This is a genomic window from Caulobacter sp., from assembly GCF_049283275.1.
Taxonomy (GTDB): domain Bacteria; phylum Pseudomonadota; class Alphaproteobacteria; order Caulobacterales; family Caulobacteraceae; genus Caulobacter.
Map to the genome: position 1 here is coordinate 1 of NZ_JBAPVS010000274.1, position 16,451 is coordinate 16,451.

Consider the following 16,451-nt stretch of genomic DNA (forward strand, 5'->3'; position numbering starts at 1 on the left):
GGAACAGGTTGATCGGCCCGCTGTCGGCGGTCCGGGCGGGTCTGGCCGCGGTCGCGCCGCGCACGAAGCTGCCGCGCCCGACATGGGCCTGCACCAGCCCGGCCTTCTCGGCCTCGACATAGGCCCGGGTCACCGTGCCCAGGCCCAGGCCCAGGCGATGGGCCAGATCACGCTGCGGCGGCAGGCGGGCGCCGTCGCTCAGGGCGCCCGAGGCGATGTCCTCGCGCAGGGCGTCCAGCAGGCGCTCGTACAGCGGCGCGTCGCCGGGCGACAAGGTCGGGGTCCAGCCTGCCATCAGGGTCTCCATAATTGTCACTGTAGCAATATAGGTTTTGACTCATGATACAATTGGCAAGATGACCGTGACATTCCGCTCTGGAGTGTCCCCATGACCGTTCAGCTTCTGCTCGCCTTCGTCCTGTTCGCCTTCGCCACCGCCGGCACGCCCGGCCCGAACAACATGATGCTGCTGGCCTCGGGCGCGAACTTCGGCTTTCGCCGCACGGTGCTGCACATCCTGGGCATCAGCGCGGGCCTGGGCGTGATGGTGCTGGCCATGGGGCTGGGCCTGGGTGGCGTTTTCAAGGCCTGGCCGATGCTGCACGAGGTGCTGCGCTGGGCGGGCGGAGCCTACATGCTTTGGCTGGCCTGGAAGATCGCCACGACCTCGGCGATCTCGGAAAAGGACGCCGCCGCGCGCCCGATGACCTTCCTGCAAGCCGCCGCCTTCCAGTGGGTCAATCCCAAGGCCTGGGCCATGGCCCTGACCGCCGCCAGCACCTACACGCCCGAGGGATCGACGGTCGGGGTGTTCTTTGTGGCCGGGACCTTCATGCTGGTGGGCGCGCCGTGCAGCGCGGCCTGGGCGGGCTTTGGCCAGGGCATGCAACCGTTTCTGGACCGTCCGCCGGTGTTGCGGGCCTTCAACCTGACCATGGCCGCCCTGCTGGTGGTCTCGCTCTACCCGCTGGTGGTCGAGACCCGGCCGGCGGGCGCCTCACGGGAAGCGCCGCGCGAGCTGGCGGCCGACCTGCCCGCGACGCCGCGCTGGGCGTCGCGGGGGTAGGTGTCATTGCAGAAACTTAAGTAGCCCTCGGCGGGCGGCTGAGGTCTGGTGCGATACTGAAATCCGGAGCCTCCCATGTCCCTCGCCGTCCGTTCCGCCGTGTGCGCCGCGCTGCTGCTGATGGGGAGCGTCGCCGCCAATGAAGCAGAGGCCGCTGTCACTCCCGTGCCGGTCGGCCAGCCGCTGGCCCGCTTCGCCAACATCAAACCCGGCGTGCACCGCTATCTGCGCTTCAAGCAGGCCGGCGACACGGTCCGCGTCGCCGACGTCTGGACCCGTGAGGTCCGTTTCGAGGACCAGGGCGGCCAGCGCCGCCTGCACATCGTCCAGCACTGGGACGGGGTGGGCGCCGCGCCGTCCGATCGCCAACTGGACAGCTGGTTCGAGGTCGGCACCTTCCGTCCCCTGACCCACGTCCGCCGCACCCAGAAGGACGGCGTCGCCAAGGTCGAGGGCTACGACTTCAAGCCCGACCGGATCGTGGGCTTGAAGGACCTGCCGGACAACCTGGCCAAGGATTTCGAGGTCGCCTCGCCGCAGCCCAGCTTCAACTTCGAGACCGACATGGAATTCCTCCAGGCCCTGCCCCTGGCGGCGGGCTACGAGGCCAGCATCGTCTTCACCCATCCGGGCGGCGGTCCGCCGGCGGCCTATCTGTTCAAGGTGGCGGGGTCGGAGGTGCTGGACCTGCCGGGCGGCGGCAAGGTCGACTGCTGGGTGGTGACGACCGACTACAACCACCCGGAAATGCCGATCACCCGCTTCTGGTTCGCCAAGGGCAGCCAGGTGATGATCAAGCAAATCTCACCGCTGCCGGACGGTTCGGGGGCGCTGGGGAAGACCCTGCTCTACTGACGACAGCCGTCATCCCGGATCTGCGGCTGCGCGCAGACCCGGGATGACAATCGACTATGAACCCTAGCTCTGCACCGGCCCCATATAGTCCAGCTTGCCGATCTGCACGCCCTTGTGCCGCAGCACGTCGTAGGCGGTGACCACGTGGAAGAAGAAGTTCGGCAGGGCGAAGGTCAGCAGGTAGTCCTCGCCGGTGAAGGTCAGGGTCGCGCTTGGGAACTTCAGTTCGACCGTGCGGTCCTCGCTGCCCTCGAAGGCCTTGGGATCGACGCTCTCGATATAGGCCAGGGTGTCGGCGACCCGCTTCTGAAGCTGGGCCAGGGTCGTCTCGTCATCGGCCATGGCGGGCGCCTCGACGCCGGTCAGCCGGGCCACCGCGCCCTTGGAGGCGTCGGAGGCGCGCTGCACCTGGCCCGACAGCGGCAGCATGTCCTCGGCCAGACGAGCGGCGACCAGCGTGTCGGGATCCAGGCCCTGGGCCTTGGCGTGGGCCTCGCCCTTTTCGAGCAGGGTCGTCAGCACCTTCAGGGCGCGGACGAAGACGGGGACGCTGGCGCGATGCATCGACAAGGGCATGGAGAGCTCCGAAAGCGAAAGGCGGCGCGGGGGATGTTTCGCCGCTCGCAGCAGATGGGGGCGCGAGGCGAAGCTTTACAGGTCCGAGCCGGCGCAGCGTGGTGGGGTGACGTGGAGCGTGCGGGGCGGTAGAGAGACGGCCCATTCTCCCATAGCGTGACGTTCCCCCCTTGCGACTGCCCCAGGCCCGCCTCGACCAAGTTCTCGACCGCTTCCGTGAAGTCGAAGCCCGTATGGGCGCGGCGACGGACGGCGCGGAGATCGTCAAGCTTTCCAAGGAGCACGCCGAGCTGCGCCCGGTGGCCGAGGCCGTCGAGGCGCTGGCCAAGCGGAGCGCCGAGCGCGCCGACCTGGAGGAGATGGCCGGCGATCCGGAGATGGCGGCCATGGTCGCCGACGAAATCCAGGCCCTGGACGAGAAACTGCCGCTGATGGAGCGCGAGCTGGCCCTGATGCTGGCCCCGCGCGACAAGGATGAGAACGCCTCGGCCATTCTCGAGGTCCGGGCCGGCACCGGCGGCGACGAGGCGGCCCTGTTCGCCGGCGACCTGTTCCGCATGTACCAGCGCTACGCTCAGTTGCAGGGATGGAAGGTCGAGGTCGACAGCGTCTCCGAGGGCGAGATGGGCGGCTACAAGGAAATCATCGCCTCGGTCACCGGCGACGGCGTGTTCGGCCGCTGGAAGTTCGAGAGCGGGGTGCACCGCGTCCAGCGTGTGCCGGCCACCGAGGCCCAAGGCCGCATCCACACCTCGGCCGCCACCGTCGCGGTGCTGCCCGAGGCCGAAGACGTCGAGATCGAGATCAACGAAAGCGATCTGCGGATCGACACCTACCGCTCGTCCGGAGCGGGCGGCCAGCACGTCAACAAGACCGATTCGGCCGTGCGCATCACCCACTTGCCGACCGGGGTGGTGGTGACCAGCTCGGAAAAGAGCCAGCACCAGAACCGCGCCCGGGCCATGAAGAACCTGAAGGCGCGCCTGTACGACATGCAGCGCGAGGCGCTGGACTCCGCCCGCTCGGACGCCCGCAAGAACCAGGTCGGCAGCGGCGACCGCTCCGAACGCATCCGCACCTACAACTTCCCGCAAGGCCGGGTCACCGACCACCGGATCAACCTGACCCTCTACAATCTGGCCAAGGTGATGGAGGGCGACGCCCTGGACGACATCATCAAGCCGCTGATCGCCGAGGACCAGGCCGCGCGCCTTGCCAGCCTGGAAGAAGGCGGGTTCTAGAACCGCCGATCGCGATTTGCGGGCAGGCGCATACGCCTGTCCCCGACCGTGTTCGATTTCCCACACCTGAACCGAAAGCCTTGTACGCCAAGGCCTTACGGTCGCGTGCCCGCGCCTGGACGACGGTGATCGGCCGTTTCGCGCCTTCATGTCCGCCCCGCAACACACGCAAACTCTCGACACGAAACTAAAATCGCGGCTATCGTCCCGATTAACGGGAACGCATCCCACAATATGGACTGTCTATCTCGGCGCCGGACCGTTCAACGGGCCCAGCGGAGCGAGCCACGACAGAAGGAATCGGGAGGAGACCACGATGAAAACGATGAAGACGCACCTTTGGCTCGGCGGCTCGAGCGTCGCCCTGACCGTCGCCTTGCTGTCGGTTCCGGCCGCCGCCCTGGCCCAGGCCGCCCCGGCGCCCGCCACCCCCGATTCCGACACGGTCGAGGAGGTCGTGGTCACCGGCATCCGCGCCTCGCTGCGCAGCGCCCAGGACGTCAAGCGCACCTCGCTGCAGGTGGTCGACTCCATCTCGGCCCAGGACATCGGCACCTTCCCCGACAAGAACCTGTCGGAATCGCTTCAGCGCGTCACCGGCGTGCAGATCAGCCGCCAGGACGGCGAAGGCCGCGGCGTCAGCATCCGCGGCGCCGATCCCAGCCTCAATCGCGTCGAGATCAACGGCTCCTCGGCCCTGTCGCTGACCGTCGGCGGCACCGACCGCGCCGTCGACTTCCGCGACATCCCGGTGGAGTTCGTCTCGCGCCTGGAAGTGGTCAAGTCGCCGACCGCCGACATGACCGAGGGCGGCATCGGCGGCACCGTGCGGGTCATCACCCGCCGGCCGTTCGACAGCCGCAAGCCCTTCATCGCCGGCTCGGCCCAGGGCGTCTATTCCAACCTGGCCAAGGAATACGACCCCAAGCTGGCCCTGATCGGCAGCAAGCTGTTCCTCAACGACACCCTGGGCGTGCTGCTGTCGGGCACCTGGGAAAAGCGCCACCTCAACAGCAACATCGCCCGCACCACGGGCTGGTTGACCCGCGGGGCCACCGCCGTGCCGGGCCGCGGTTCCGACGTCAACGGCGACGGCACGCTGGACTGGATCCCCGACATCCCCCGCCTGATGGTCGACCGTCGGGAGACCGAGCGCAAGGCGTTCAGCGGCGTCGTCGAATGGCGGCCGACCGACAATTTCAAGATGTATCTGGACGGCACCTACGCCACGGCCACCGAGGACGTGAACGCCACCTATCTGCAACTGAGCGGCACCTCGGGCCTGATCGACTACGCCAATAGCAAGGTCGGCGTCGACAACACCGTCAGCCATATCGAGCTGACCAGCAGCACCGCCTTCCCGATCGACCTGACCTATCGCAACATCCTCGGCGATCTGACCCGCACCCAGTACGCCACCGTGTTCGGCGGCGAGTGGAAGGGCGAAAAGGTCACCCTCGACGCCCGCGTCGACTATTCGAACGCCAAGGTCCAGAACAACGAGATCAACGCCACGGCCACCGTGTTCGGCGTGCCGCGGGCCATCGTCGACTACACCAGCGGCGGCGCCCCGAAGTTCTCGTTCCCGGGCCTGGACACCAACACCGGCCAGGGCGTCAACCGCCTGGACGCGGTGTTCAATCCGCGCACCAACAAGGCCGATGAGCTGGGCGCCCAGTTCAACGTGCTGTATCGGCCCGACATCTCGTGGCTGACCTCGCTGAAGGCCGGCGTCAACGGCCGCAAGTTCTCGACCGACCAGGTGCTGTACCAGCGCACCACGCGGCTCAGCTGCCCGGGCTCCGCCGCCAGCACCGGAACTGCGGTGGTCAACGTCAACACCTCCTGCGCCACCATCTCCGGGATCATCGACAGCACCTCGGTCGACAACAGCAGCGGCTTCTTCCGCACCGGCGATCTGGGCTATTCCGGCGGCGTGCAGTCGTGGAACGACAACACCATGGCCACCTACAACGCCACCCTGGCGGCGGCGGGCCTGACCAACGACGTCCGCGGCGTCAATCCCAACCCGCTGACGGCCCAGACCTCGGGCGGCGCCGGCAGCTTCCAGGCCTTCCTCGACACCTGGTCGGTGAAGGAAAAGACCAACAGCGCCTACGCCCAGGCCAATTTCGAGTTCGCCGACTTCATCGTGCCGGTCACCGGCACCCTGGGCGTGCGGGTGATCGACACCAAGACCACCTCGACCGGCTTCAACAAGGTGCAGACCTCGTCGACCGTGGTCAACTTCGTCCCGGCATCGCAGGACGGCGGCTACACCAAGACCCTGCCGTCGCTGAACCTGCGCTTCGAGTTCATCCCCGAGGTCCTGATCGGCCGGGCCACGGCCAGCAAGGTGATGGCGCGCGCCGCCCCAAGCCAGCTGGCCCTGCGCCGCTCCGTCAACGACACCAACTTGACCATTTCGCTGGGCAATCCCGACCTCAAGCCGTTCGAGGCCACCTCCTATGACGCCGGTCTGGAGTGGTACATCAACAAGGACAGCTTCCTGTCGGCGACCTATTTCCGCAAGGAGATCTCGTCCTTCGTCACCACCGCGGTGACCAAGGAAACCCTCAACAACGCCGAGTACACCGTCACCCAGCCGATCAACGGCACCGATGCCGTGACCATCAACGGCCTGGAGTTGGGCGGCCAATACGCCTTCAGCTTCCTGCCGGCCCCGTTCAACGGCCTCGGCGTGCTGGCCAATTTCAGCTACCAAAAGGACGACGGCTACAAGGGCCAGAACCTCATCACCAAAGAGATCCTGCCGTTCCCCGGCCTGTCGCGGAAGAGCTACAACGCCTCGGTCTATTACGAGAACGACAAGGTCAGCCTGCGCGCCTCCTACAACTGGCGCGACCATTGGCTGATCAACGCCGTCGGCCGCGACAACCTGCCTGAGTTCAACAAGGCCTTCGGCTCGCTCGACGCCTCGGCCAGCTACAACATCAACGACAACTTCACGGTCTTCCTCGAGGGCGTGAACCTGACCGACGAGGTGCGCGTCGAGTACAACGCCCCCGCCCGCCAGAGCGCCGTCGAGACCTACGGCTCGCGGGTGTTCCTCGGCGTGCGGGCGAAGTTCTAGGCGACGGCGCGCCTCCGCATAGAGGCGCGTCAGGCGGAGCGATGCGGCGACTTTCCTTCATTGGAGGGGGCCGTGTCGCTCCAGCCCGGCCCTTTCGACGGGAAGGGGTCCTGTTTCTGTAATCGCGTGGCTTGCTCATGACCCAGACGCCGTTCGGCGAGACCTTTCGTTTCAATGTCTGGGGCGATGAGGCGAGCACCGGCCTGGGCTTCACCCTGGTCGATCCGGGGGCGCCGCGCCTGGACCTGGAGGTCGCCGCCGTCGCGCGGCCTCAGGTCCTGGCCTTTGTCCCCGAGGCGCCGAACGGCGGCGCGATGCTGGTCATGGCCGGCGGCGGCTACACCCAGCTGATGGTCGGCAAGGAGGGGGTCGAGGTGGCGCTGTGGCTGAACGGCCTGGGCTACCACGCCTTCGTCCTGGTCCACCGCTTCCCCGATGCGGCCGAGGGCCCGCAGGCGCCGGTCGATGACGCGATCGAGGCGATGCGGCTGATCCGCCGGCGCGCGCCCGGTCTGGGCGTCGATGTCGACCGCGTGGGCGCCCTGGGGCTGTCGTCCGGCGGTCACCTGGCCGCCTGCCTGGTCGCGGCCTATCCGACCGCCTGGACGCCGCCGACCTCGGCCGCGCCGGATCAGAGCGCGCGTCCGAACGCCCTGATCGTCGGCTATGGCCCGATCTCGACCAACGCCGAGCGACGGGCCGTGGTCGCCGACAAGCCGCCCCTGTCGCCGGTCGAGAAACAGGCGCTTTACGACACCCTGCAGCCGGACGCCCAGCTGGTCGCCGACCCGCCCGCGGCCTTCATCGTCTATGCGGCCAGCGATCCGATCGTGCCGGTCGAGAACGGGTTTCGTCTGCAGCGCGCCTATCTGGACCGCGGCGCGCACGCCGAGCTCCACGTCTTCGCGCAGGCCCCGCACGGTTTCGCCCTGCGCAGCCCGGACCTCCCGGTCGGCGCCTGGCCGGGGCTGTGCGCCCGCTGGCTGGAAGCGGTGGGGGTTTAGGGGCGCTCTGTGTCGCCTCCGGAAGTGAAAACCTCGTCCTTCGACAAGCTCAGGATGAGGTTTTCTACTGCCAGGCCTGCACAACGATCCTCATCCTGAGCTGTCGAAGGGCGAGGATCACGCAGAGCTCTAGACGTTGATCAGCCCTACAGCGCCTTCTCCAGCACCACGAACGACAGCGCGCGCTGCGGCTTGCCGAACCGCTCGCCCACGGGGAACGGCTTGGTCTCGCCGGTCAGGGCGTAGCCTCGGCGCTGGTACCAGGCGATTAGGGTGTCGCGCAGATGGACCACGGTCATGCGCACCCGCCTGGCGCCCAACCCCTGGGCGTAGGCCTCGCCATGGGCCAGCAGGGCGCGGCCCAGCTGGCGGTCCTGCTGGTCGGGACGGATGGTCAGCATGCCCAGGTACCAGGCGTCACCTTCCGGAACCTCGGCGTCGGGCTCGATCCACACGCAGCCCAGCAGCGGGCCGCCGTCCTCGTCACGGAGGGTCAGCAGCACGGCGTCGGGGCTGGCGGCCAGGTCTTCCTTCAGGCTTTCCAGATCGATGCGCTGGCCGTCGATATAGCCGGCCTCGGTGGTCCATCCGGCCTGGGCGCCCTGGCCGCGATAGGCGGAATTGACCAGGTCGACGATGGCGGGGAACTCGGACGGGGCGGCGGGGGCGAAGATCATGGCGGCACACTTAGTGCCGGTCCGGGCCTTAGCCAAGGCTCAGCTGTCGGCCGAAGGCGGCGGGGAAGAGGCGGACGACTTTCGGCCCCGGGCCTGGTTCCAGTAGCGGCCCGAGACCCGTTTGACCGTGCCGGCCTCGCGCTGGATGAACTCCCAAGGGTGGAAGGCCAGGCCCACGGTGTCGGCCATGGCCGCGCCGCGCTCGCCCATCGGCTTTTCGGGACCGGTGGTGGAGTCGATGGCGGTCTGGTGTTCGATCTCGGCGTTCAGCTCGGCCCCGACCAGGACGGTCATGATCGAGAACCACATCCAGACCATGAAGGCGATCACCGCCCCCAGCGGCCCGTAGGTGGCGTCGTAGTGGGCGATGTTGTTGACGTAGAGCGAGAAGCCCAGCGAGCCCAGCAGCCAGGCGGCCGCCCCGAACACCGATCCCCAGATCACCCAGCGCCAGCGCGGTCGGGCGCGGCAGGGACCGAAACGGTAGAGCATGGCGAACGCCAGGGCCGTCACCACCAGCACGATCAGCCAGCGCAGGGGGATCCAGATCGGGGCCGCGGAACTGAGGCCCACGCGCTCGAAAATCACGGGCGCGGCGATCAGGATGCTGGCCAGCACGATCGCGTAGAGCAGGGCGCAGAAGGTGAAGGCGTAGGTCCAGGCCGTCTTGGTGACGAAGTTGCGCTTTTCGTCCTCGTCATAGGCCACGTTCAGCCCATCGAAGAGCGCCTTCATGCTGGCGTTGGCGCTCCAGATGGACAGCAGCAGGCTGACCGCGAAGGCCACGCCCAGCTTGGCCTGTTCCTGGCTGGCCAGGCGCAGCATCTGCTCGCCGATGATGTTGACGACGCTGGCGGGGAAGACGGTGGACATCTCCTGCAGCTGTTTCTCGACCGCTCCGACATCAGCGAACAGGCCGTACAGCGACACGAAGGCGCCGATGGCCGGGAAGATGGCCAACAGGGTGTAGAAGGTCACGCCGCCGGCCACGGCGGGCAGGCGGTCGACGCTGATCTCGCGGAAGGTGCGCCACAGGATGTCGCGCCAGCCCAGCGCGGGAATGCGGTGCGGGTGCCGGGCGGCGCGGCCGCGCATCGGCTCGGCCTTGTCGAAGTCGTGCGGCGGCATGGCCCGGTCCTCGGACAGGCCGGGCGGGTGATCGAGGGGGACCTCGTTGGGCGCGCGAGCAGGGCCGGGCTTGGGCAGGACGAAGGGGACCAGGGCCAGCAGCGCGATCCAGGGCGTCAGGTGATAGGGCCGCGAGGCGATCCACGACCGGAGCGGGCGTCGCGGAACGTTATCGGTCATGGTCTGGCCCTCCGCTGCAGGAACACGCCGCTCCCGGCTCCGTTCCGCTCAAGCCTGGTCCGAGATTTGGAGAGCCTTGCCAAGGCGCGAGTCGTCGCCGACCTTGCCCCCTCATGCAAGCTCGTATCGCCGGCCTTTATCGCCACCCCGTCAAGGGATTCACACCCGAACGCCTGACCGAGGTCGAGCTGGTCGCGGGCCAGTGCTTCCCATGCGACCGGCTGTACGCCGTCGAGGATGGACCCAGCGGCTTCGATCCCGCCGCCCCGGCCCACATCTCGAAGATGAAGTTCACGGTGCTGGCCAAGATCCCCCAGGTGGCCAAGGCCCGAACCACCTATGACGAGGCGAGCGGCGTCTTCAGCGCCCGGGCCGAGGGCCGATCGGACTTCTCCGGCGACCTGCGCGGGGCCGAGGGCCGGCGCGGCTTCGAGACCTGGCTGGCCGACCTGCTGGGCGACGAGGCGGGGGGCCCGTTGCGCGTGGTCGAGGGGCCGGGCGACTATCGGTTCATGGACAGCCGCAGCGGCTATGTCTCGATCGTCAACCTGGCCAGCGTCCGCGATCTGGAGGCGCGGCTGGGCCGGCCGGTCGATCCCCTGCGTTTCCGCGCCAACCTCTATGTCGAGGGCTGGCCGGCCTGGGTCGAGAATGACTGGACCGGCCGCGCGATGCGGGTGGGCGAGGCGAGGGCGGAGGTGCTCAAGCCCATCGTCCGCTGCGCCGCCACCCACGTCGATCCCGTCACCTCCGAGCGCGACATCGATCTGGTGAAGGCCCTCTTCGACAACTACGGCCACATGCTCTGCGGCATCTACCTGAAGGTGGAGCGGGGCGGGGCGGTGGCCGAGGGGGATGAGGTGGCGGTCGTCTAGTGCTCTGGCAATGCGCGCGTGGCGTCCATGTTTTGATGCAGTACGCGGACGATCATGATCACGCCGTCCTGAAGGCGATAGAGGATCATGTGTGAGCCGACAGGTCGCCTTCTGTAAGCCGGAAGGTCTTCGAGCACAGCTCCAATTGAGGGCCGTTCGGCCACCAGCTCTATCGCAGTCCGTATATCGTGAAGATAGGCCGCGCCTCGCCGCGCACCCCACAAGCCGCGCGAATAGTCCCAGATGTTGTCGAGGTCACGACGGGCTTTGTGTGAAAGCCGGTAGGCCCTCACTCCGATACGCCTTCGCTTTGGAGTTTTTCCGCGATGAAGGCGTCGAAATCGAAGTCCTCAATAAAGCCGCTCTCCTCGCCTTCGATTAGTGCGGCGCGCAGGGCCGCCAATCGTGCTTCTCGCTCCTCCAGCAACCGCAGCCCCGCACGCACGACCTCGCTGGCTGAACCATAGCGGCCGTCCGCGACCTGGCTCTCGATGAAAGTCTGGAAGTGCTCGCTCAGAGCGATCGACGTATTCTTGCTCATCGGGTCCTCGCAGATTGTGAGGATACCAAAAACTGGTACCGACTTCAAACTCGCCCCGACGGCGATGACGCGCTAAGGAGCCGATCATGACCCTGACTCTCGTCAAAGCCTGGAACGCCGCCAAGGATCGTCTGAAGAACGTTCAGATCGACCAGCCGGCCATCGACGCCCGCCTTCTGCTGGAGGTGGCCGCCGACGTCACGCGCACTGACATCATCACCGATCCCTATCGCGTGCTGACTGAAGCCCAGATGGCGACGCTGGACGATTTCCTGAACCGCCGCGCCCGCCGCGAGCCGGTCAGCCACATCATCGGCCGCAAGGGCTTCTGGAAGATCCTGCTGCAGGTCAACAAGCACGTCCTGACCCCGCGCCCCGAGACCGAGGTCATCGTCGACGAGGTCCTCAAGGCCTTCCCCGAGCAGATGAGCTTCAACATGCTCGACCTGGGCGTCGGTTCGGGCACGATCCTGCTGGCCATCCTGGCCGAGCGCCCAGCCGCCAAGGGCCTGGGCATCGACGTCTCGGAAGAGGCCCTGGCCGTGGCGCGCGAGAACGCCGCCAACCTCGACCTGGCCGGCCGCGTGGCCCTGCTGCGCGGCGACTGGACCAACGGCCTGGGCGACGACAGCTTCGACCTGGTGGTCTCCAACCCGCCCTATATCGCCACAAAGGTGATCGAGACCCTGGAGCCGGAGGTTCGCGACCACGAGCCGCGCCTGGCCCTGGACGGCGGCCCCGACGGTCTGGACGCCTACCGCTTCCTGGCCGGCGAGATCCTGCGGGTGCTCAAGCCTGGCGCGATGTTCGCCGTCGAGATCGGCTACGACCAGTCGGAGGCGGTCGAAACCCTGTTCAAGCAGGCCGGCGCCCAGAACGTCCGGACCGTCAAGGATCTGTCGGTCAACGACCGCGTTGTCACGGGTACGAAGTAGCCGCGAAAACCACGGTTTGAAAAACTCCTTGGAAACCCTGACGTGAGGCGCTAGACGAATAGCGTCTCCTTCCAAAATGCCGGGTGACGGGAAAGCGGTCGTCTCGATGACCGTAAGACTCCCCTGGCAGGCGCGAACGGCCCATCCGGCTGATCGCCGCGCCCGAACCGGGCGGAGGCTCTACGGAAACCAACGTCTCTAGAACATCGAAGGCAGGACCTAACAGGGTTCCACCCCGCTCCAGAGGCCAAACACCGGACGCGCAGATCGCCGCCGGACAGGTTCAGAAGAGAAGATGAGAGATTTCAAGGGCATGAAGCGCCAGCGCGGCCGCAACAATCGCGGTGGAGCGGGTAGTGGCGGCAAGCCTCAGCAGCACAACGCGAACCGGGCGTTCGATTCGAACGGCCCCGAAGGCGTGAAGGTGCGCGGCGCGGCCCAGGGCGTTTACGAAAAGTACCAGCAGCTGGCTCGCGACGCGACATCGTCCGGCGACCGGGTTCTGGCCGAGAACTATCTGCAGCACGCCGAGCACTATTTCCGTGTCCTGCGGGCCATTCAGCCGAATCGTCCGGTCAGCGACATCATCGGCAAGGACGCCTATTCGGCTTACGAGATCGATTTCGAGGCCGAGCCCGAAGAACAGCCCGAAACCCCCGAAACGACCCAGACCGAAGCTCTGGCCGACGGCGATGGCGAGGGCGGCGAGCAGCGCCGTGACCGGTTCGAGAACCGTCCCCGTGACGATCGCCCCAGGGATGGGCAGCGGGATGGGCAGCGCGACGACCGTCCCCGCGACAACAACCAGAACCGCGACCGCTTCGACGGCCAGCAAGGCCAAGGCCGCCGCGACCGCTGGCGCGACCGCGACGATCGTCCTCGTGACGGCCAACGTGATGACCGCCCGCGCGATGATCGTCCTCGCGACGACCGCCCCAGGGAAGATCGGCCCAGGGAAGATCGGCCGCGTGACGATCGTCCTCGCGATGATCGTCCCAGGGAAGATCGTCCCCGCGACGACCGGCCCCGCGACGACCGGCCCCGCGAAGAGCGCGCTCCGCGTGAAGACCGCTTCCGCGATGACCGTCCGCGCGAGGATCGCCCCCGCGAAGATCGTCCGGTCGCCGCCGAAACCGTCGACGTTCAGGCTGAAGGCCGCCGCGAGCGTCCGCGCCGCGAACGGGCTCCGCGCGACCGCGATCCGATGGCGGTGATCGAACCGCAAGCCACGCCTTTGACCGGCGAGGCTCCGTCCTCGCCGCTGCTGCGCAGCCAGGACGGCGACGTCAGCCACGCTCCGGCCTTCCTGGGCCGCAAGTCGACCCGCGCCGAGGCTTCGGTGGACACCGGTCCGATCTCGACCTCGTCGATGCTGGCGGCCGACGCCGAGGCCGCCCCGGCCAAACCCAAGCGCCGCCGCGCCCCGCGCAGCTTCGAAGGCAGCGCCGCGTCGGAGTCCGAAGAGGTTTAGACCTCTTCACGCATCGGCTATTGTTCAGTCATCCCCCGACCTCGTCGGGGGATGACTTTTGTTTTGGGGCTTGGGTTTTGGGCCTGTCCCATTGCGCTGGACGCCAAACCCCGCCTAGCCTCGCCTCCTCACATTCGGGGGCGACCATGCGCGGCAAGACCAAGACCTTTCTCCTGACGGCGGCGGCCCTGTCGTCTCTGGCCGCGACCGGAGCCAAGGCTCAGTCGGCGGATGAAACCGCCTTCCGCGGCCTCTACAAGGAACTGGTCGAGATCAACACCACGGCCTCGGTGGGCAGTTGCACGGCCGCCGCCGAGGCCATGGGCGCGCGGCTGAAGGCGGCGGGCTTCCCCGACGGCGATGTGCGCGTGCTGGCCCCGCCCGAGCATCCCAAGTTCGGCGCCCTGGTGGCCACCCTGCGCGGCAAGGACCCCAAGGCCGGCGCCATCCTGCTCCTGGCCCATATCGACGTGGTCGAGGCCAAGCGCGAGGACTGGGTGCGCGACCCGTTCAAGCTGGTCGAGGAAGACGGCTATTTCTACGCCCGGGGCGCCAGCGACGACAAAGCCATGGCCGCGATCTTCACCGACAGCCTGGTGCGCTACAAGAAAGAGGGCTTCCAGCCCAAGCGTGACCTCAAGCTGGCCCTGACCTGCGGCGAGGAGGGCGGGCCGTTCAACAGCGTGCCCTGGCTGCTGGAGAAATATCCCGAGACCTTGAAGGCCGACTTCGCCCTGAACGAAGGCGACGACAGTCAGCTGGACGAAAAGGGCCAGCCCCGCCTGCTGGGCATCCAGGTCGGCGAGAAGGTCTACATGGACTACGATCTGGAAGTGACCAACGCGGGCGGCCACTCCTCGCGCCCGGTCAAGGACAACGCGATCTATCACCTGGCGGGCGGCCTGGCGCGGCTAGGCGCCTACGACTTCCCCATCGCCCTGAACGAGGCCACCAAGGGCTATTACGAGCAGAACGCCAAGATCGAGCCCGACCCCGAGGTGGCCGCCGCCATGCGGGCCATGGTCAAGAATCCCGGCGACGCGGCCGCCGCCGCCGTCCTGGCCCGCGACCCGGGCCGCAACAGCATGATGCGCACCACGTGCGTGGCCACCATGGTCGAGGCGGGCCACGCGCCCAACGCCCTGCCGCAGCGCGCCAAGGCCAACGTCAACTGCCGCATCCTGCCGGGCAATGATCCCAAGGTGGTCCGGGATCAGCTGGAGACGATCGTCGCCGATCCCGCCATCAAGATCACCCTGGCCGCCGCTCCCGACCCGGTCAGCCCGCCGCCGCCGCTGACCCCTCGGATCATGGCTCCGGCCGCCAAGGTCGCCGGCAAGATCTGGCCGGGCGTGCCGTTCATCCCGGCCATGCTGACCGGCGCCACCGACGGGCGCTTCACCAATGCCGCCGGGGTGCCGACCTACGGCCTGTCGGGCCTGATGGCCGGCGTCGACGGCGACCACATCCACGGCCTGAACGAGCGCATCCAGGTCAAGGCGCTGATGAACGGCCGCCGGTTCCTGTACGAGGTGGTCAAGCTGTACGCCGACGGGAAGTGAGCTTTTCGGTTATCTCAGACAGGCGCCGTTCAGGATGACAACGCCAGGTATTGCTCCTAAATCTTCCCGATAGCCGTCGGAACTCCCTCATGCGCCCCATCCTGCCTGTCGTCGCCGTCACCGTCGCCTTGGGCCTTTCCGCCTGCGCCTACAATCCCGAGCTGGGTCGTCAGCAGATGACCATCGTCGACGATTCCAGCCTCACCAAGGCCGGCGAGCAGGCCTGGAATCAGGCCCTGTCCAAGAGCAAGGTCAGCTCGGACCGGGCGGCCAACGCCCGGGTGAGGGCCGTCGGTCAGCGGGTGGTCGACGCCGCCGGCCTCGGCGACCGTCCGTGGGACTATGCGGTGTTCGAGGACGCCTCGCCCAACGCCTTCGTGCTGCCCGGCGGCCATGTCGGCGTCACCACGGGCCTGCTGAAGATCGTCGACAACGACGACCAGCTGGCCGCCGTGATCGGCCACGAGGCCGGCCACGTCGTGGCCCACCACGCCGCCGAGCGCCAGTCGCAGAACGTGACCTCCAGCCTGTTGCTGGGCGTGCTGGGCGCGGCGGCCGGCGGCGACGCGGGGCGGGCGATCTCCAGCTATGGCGGCGACGCGGCCAAGTACGGCTTCCTGCTGCCGTTCTCGCGCAAGCAGGAGCTGGAGGCCGACCGCCTGGGCGTGGACTTCATGCAGCGGGCCGGCTATCGGCCGCGCCAGGCGGTGATCCTGTGGGAGCACATGCAGGCCCAGGGCGGCTCCAGCACCCCGCAGTTCGCCTCGACCCACCCGTCGGATTCGACGCGGATCGCGGCCCTGCAGGCCTACATCGCGCAACGGGGATGGTAGGCTCTCTTCTCCTCCCCCGCCTCGCGGGTGAGGAGAAGATGGCGTGGGTTGGCGTGTTTGTGTCGCTGGGTCCTTGTGTGGCTGAACGGCCACACCTAAATCCCCGTGGACCAAGTTGTGCTTGATCAAGGCGACTGGGTCGAATCCGCCTGAACTGGGGATATTATGAAAATCGATCTCTATTCCGACCGCGCCAAGTCCGCGGTCCAGTCCGCTCAGAGCCTGGCCCTGGCCAAGGGGCACCAGCAGCTCGGCCCTGAACACCTGCTGAAGGTCCTGCTCGAGGAGAAGGACGGCCTTTCCCGCGCCCTGATCCAGAGCGCCGGCGGCCGGCCCGACGCCGCCGACGCGGCGACCGACGCCCTGCTGGCCAAGACCCCGCGCGTCGACGGCGCCGGCGGCCAGCTCTATAT

General features: G+C 67.6%; 17 protein-coding genes. 11 read left to right on the forward strand and 6 right to left on the reverse strand.

Annotation, left to right across the window (positions count from 1 at the left end):
• Window positions 1-295: GntR family transcriptional regulator (locus tag WAL33_RS15485; RefSeq protein ID WP_422182416.1), on the reverse strand; the 295-nt coding region annotated here is incomplete at its 3' end.
• 93 nt (window positions 296-388) lie between these two features.
• Between WAL33_RS15485 and WAL33_RS15490 the strand changes: the two genes are divergently transcribed.
• Both WAL33_RS15490 and WAL33_RS15495 read left to right on the forward strand, forming a co-directional pair.
• Entirely contained in the window at window positions 389-1,066 is a 678-nt protein-coding gene (locus tag WAL33_RS15490) for a LysE family translocator (RefSeq protein ID WP_422182417.1), read from the forward strand.
• Window positions 1,067-1,141: 75 nt separating this feature from the next.
• Window positions 1,142-1,921: a hypothetical protein gene (locus WAL33_RS15495; RefSeq protein WP_422182418.1), complete on the forward strand. Its 780-nt coding sequence runs from the start codon at window positions 1,142-1,144 to the stop codon at window positions 1,919-1,921.
• Between the two features lie 63 nt (window positions 1,922-1,984).
• Here WAL33_RS15495 and WAL33_RS15500 read toward each other — a convergent pair whose 3' ends face one another.
• A complete protein-coding gene (locus WAL33_RS15500; RefSeq protein ID WP_422182419.1) occupies window positions 1,985-2,497 on the reverse strand; it encodes a DUF1993 domain-containing protein in 513 nt (170 codons plus the stop codon).
• A 170-nt stretch (window positions 2,498-2,667) separates the two neighbouring features.
• Between WAL33_RS15500 and prfA the strand changes: the two genes are divergently transcribed.
• The 3 genes from prfA (at window position 2,668) to WAL33_RS15515 (ending at window position 7,836) form a co-directional block, all read left to right on the forward strand.
• A complete protein-coding gene (prfA, locus tag WAL33_RS15505) occupies window positions 2,668-3,738 on the forward strand; it encodes a peptide chain release factor 1 (RefSeq protein WP_422182420.1) in 1,071 nt (356 codons plus the stop codon).
• 325 nt (window positions 3,739-4,063) lie between these two features.
• Window positions 4,064-6,832: a TonB-dependent receptor gene (locus WAL33_RS15510; RefSeq protein WP_422182421.1), complete on the forward strand. Its 2,769-nt coding sequence runs from the start codon at window positions 4,064-4,066 to the stop codon at window positions 6,830-6,832.
• Between the two features lie 137 nt (window positions 6,833-6,969).
• Window positions 6,970-7,836, forward strand: a complete 867-nt coding sequence (locus WAL33_RS15515; protein WP_422182422.1) for an alpha/beta hydrolase — start codon at window positions 6,970-6,972, stop codon at window positions 7,834-7,836.
• Window positions 7,837-7,982: 146 nt separating this feature from the next.
• Here WAL33_RS15515 and WAL33_RS15520 read toward each other — a convergent pair whose 3' ends face one another.
• Window positions 7,983-8,513: a GNAT family N-acetyltransferase gene (locus WAL33_RS15520; RefSeq protein ID WP_422182423.1), complete on the reverse strand. Its 531-nt coding sequence runs from the start codon at window positions 8,511-8,513 to the stop codon at window positions 7,983-7,985.
• A 39-nt stretch (window positions 8,514-8,552) separates the two neighbouring features.
• Window positions 8,553-9,821: a YihY/virulence factor BrkB family protein gene (locus tag WAL33_RS15525; RefSeq protein WP_422182424.1), complete on the reverse strand. Its 1,269-nt coding sequence runs from the start codon at window positions 9,819-9,821 to the stop codon at window positions 8,553-8,555.
• Window positions 9,822-9,934: 113 nt separating this feature from the next.
• Here WAL33_RS15525 and WAL33_RS15530 point away from each other — a divergent pair, with 113 nt between their 5' ends.
• Window positions 9,935-10,696 (forward strand): MOSC domain-containing protein, encoded by a 762-nt coding sequence (locus WAL33_RS15530; RefSeq protein WP_422182425.1) that lies wholly within the window; start codon window positions 9,935-9,937, stop codon window positions 10,694-10,696.
• Here the strand turns inward: WAL33_RS15530 and WAL33_RS15535 are convergent.
• Together WAL33_RS15535 and WAL33_RS15540 are read right to left on the reverse strand one after the other, a co-directional pair.
• Window positions 10,693-10,989 (reverse strand): type II toxin-antitoxin system RelE/ParE family toxin, encoded by a 297-nt coding sequence (locus WAL33_RS15535; RefSeq protein WP_422182426.1) that lies wholly within the window; start codon window positions 10,987-10,989, stop codon window positions 10,693-10,695. The two genes, WAL33_RS15530 and WAL33_RS15535, sit on opposite strands and share 4 nt — an antisense overlap.
• Entirely contained in the window at window positions 10,986-11,237 is a 252-nt protein-coding gene (locus WAL33_RS15540) for a type II toxin-antitoxin system ParD family antitoxin (protein WP_422182427.1), read from the reverse strand. Before WAL33_RS15540 ends, WAL33_RS15535 begins: the two co-directional genes overlap by 4 nt.
• 86 nt (window positions 11,238-11,323) lie before the next feature.
• On the opposite strand from WAL33_RS15540, the gene prmC reads away from it, so the two are divergent.
• From prmC to WAL33_RS15565, 5 genes are all read left to right on the forward strand, one after another.
• Window positions 11,324-12,172 carry a peptide chain release factor N(5)-glutamine methyltransferase gene (gene prmC, locus WAL33_RS15545; protein ID WP_422182428.1) on the forward strand — a complete coding sequence of 283 codons (849 nt, stop codon included), beginning with the start codon at window positions 11,324-11,326 and terminating at the stop codon, window positions 12,170-12,172.
• Between the two features lie 295 nt (window positions 12,173-12,467).
• Window positions 12,468-13,643, forward strand: coding sequence for a DUF4167 domain-containing protein (locus tag WAL33_RS15550; RefSeq protein ID WP_422182429.1), 1,176 nt, complete (start codon window positions 12,468-12,470; stop codon window positions 13,641-13,643).
• Between the two features lie 146 nt (window positions 13,644-13,789).
• Window positions 13,790-15,205, forward strand: a complete 1,416-nt coding sequence (locus WAL33_RS15555; RefSeq protein ID WP_422182430.1) for a M20/M25/M40 family metallo-hydrolase — start codon at window positions 13,790-13,792, stop codon at window positions 15,203-15,205.
• 89 nt (window positions 15,206-15,294) lie between these two features.
• Complete coding sequence (locus tag WAL33_RS15560) at window positions 15,295-16,038, forward strand: M48 family metallopeptidase (RefSeq protein WP_422182431.1); 744 nt, start codon at window positions 15,295-15,297, stop codon at window positions 16,036-16,038.
• Window positions 16,039-16,203: 165 nt separating this feature from the next.
• Window positions 16,204-16,451: Clp protease N-terminal domain-containing protein (locus WAL33_RS15565; protein ID WP_422182432.1), on the forward strand; the 248-nt coding region annotated here is incomplete at its 3' end.

Coding starts and splice junctions, on each gene's coding strand:
- WAL33_RS15490 (WP_422182417.1), top strand. CDS start 389: ATGACCGTTCAGCTTCTGCTCGCCTTCGTCCTGTTCGCCTTCGCCACC.
- WAL33_RS15495 (WP_422182418.1), top strand. CDS start 1,142: ATGTCCCTCGCCGTCCGTTCCGCCGTGTGCGCCGCGCTGCTGCTGATG.
- WAL33_RS15500 (WP_422182419.1), bottom strand. CDS start 2,497: ATGCCCTTGTCGATGCATCGCGCCAGCGTCCCCGTCTTCGTCCGCGCC.
- WAL33_RS15510 (WP_422182421.1), top strand. CDS start 4,064: ATGAAGACGCACCTTTGGCTCGGCGGCTCGAGCGTCGCCCTGACCGTC.
- WAL33_RS15515 (WP_422182422.1), top strand. CDS start 6,970: ATGACCCAGACGCCGTTCGGCGAGACCTTTCGTTTCAATGTCTGGGGC.
- WAL33_RS15520 (WP_422182423.1), bottom strand. CDS start 8,513: ATGATCTTCGCCCCCGCCGCCCCGTCCGAGTTCCCCGCCATCGTCGAC.
- WAL33_RS15525 (WP_422182424.1), bottom strand. CDS start 9,821: ATGACCGATAACGTTCCGCGACGCCCGCTCCGGTCGTGGATCGCCTCG.
- WAL33_RS15530 (WP_422182425.1), top strand. CDS start 9,935: ATGCAAGCTCGTATCGCCGGCCTTTATCGCCACCCCGTCAAGGGATTC.
- WAL33_RS15540 (WP_422182427.1), bottom strand. CDS start 11,237: ATGAGCAAGAATACGTCGATCGCTCTGAGCGAGCACTTCCAGACTTTC.
- prmC (WP_422182428.1), top strand. CDS start 11,324: ATGACCCTGACTCTCGTCAAAGCCTGGAACGCCGCCAAGGATCGTCTG.
- WAL33_RS15550 (WP_422182429.1), top strand. CDS start 12,468: ATGAGAGATTTCAAGGGCATGAAGCGCCAGCGCGGCCGCAACAATCGC.
- WAL33_RS15555 (WP_422182430.1), top strand. CDS start 13,790: ATGCGCGGCAAGACCAAGACCTTTCTCCTGACGGCGGCGGCCCTGTCG.
- WAL33_RS15560 (WP_422182431.1), top strand. CDS start 15,295: ATGCGCCCCATCCTGCCTGTCGTCGCCGTCACCGTCGCCTTGGGCCTT.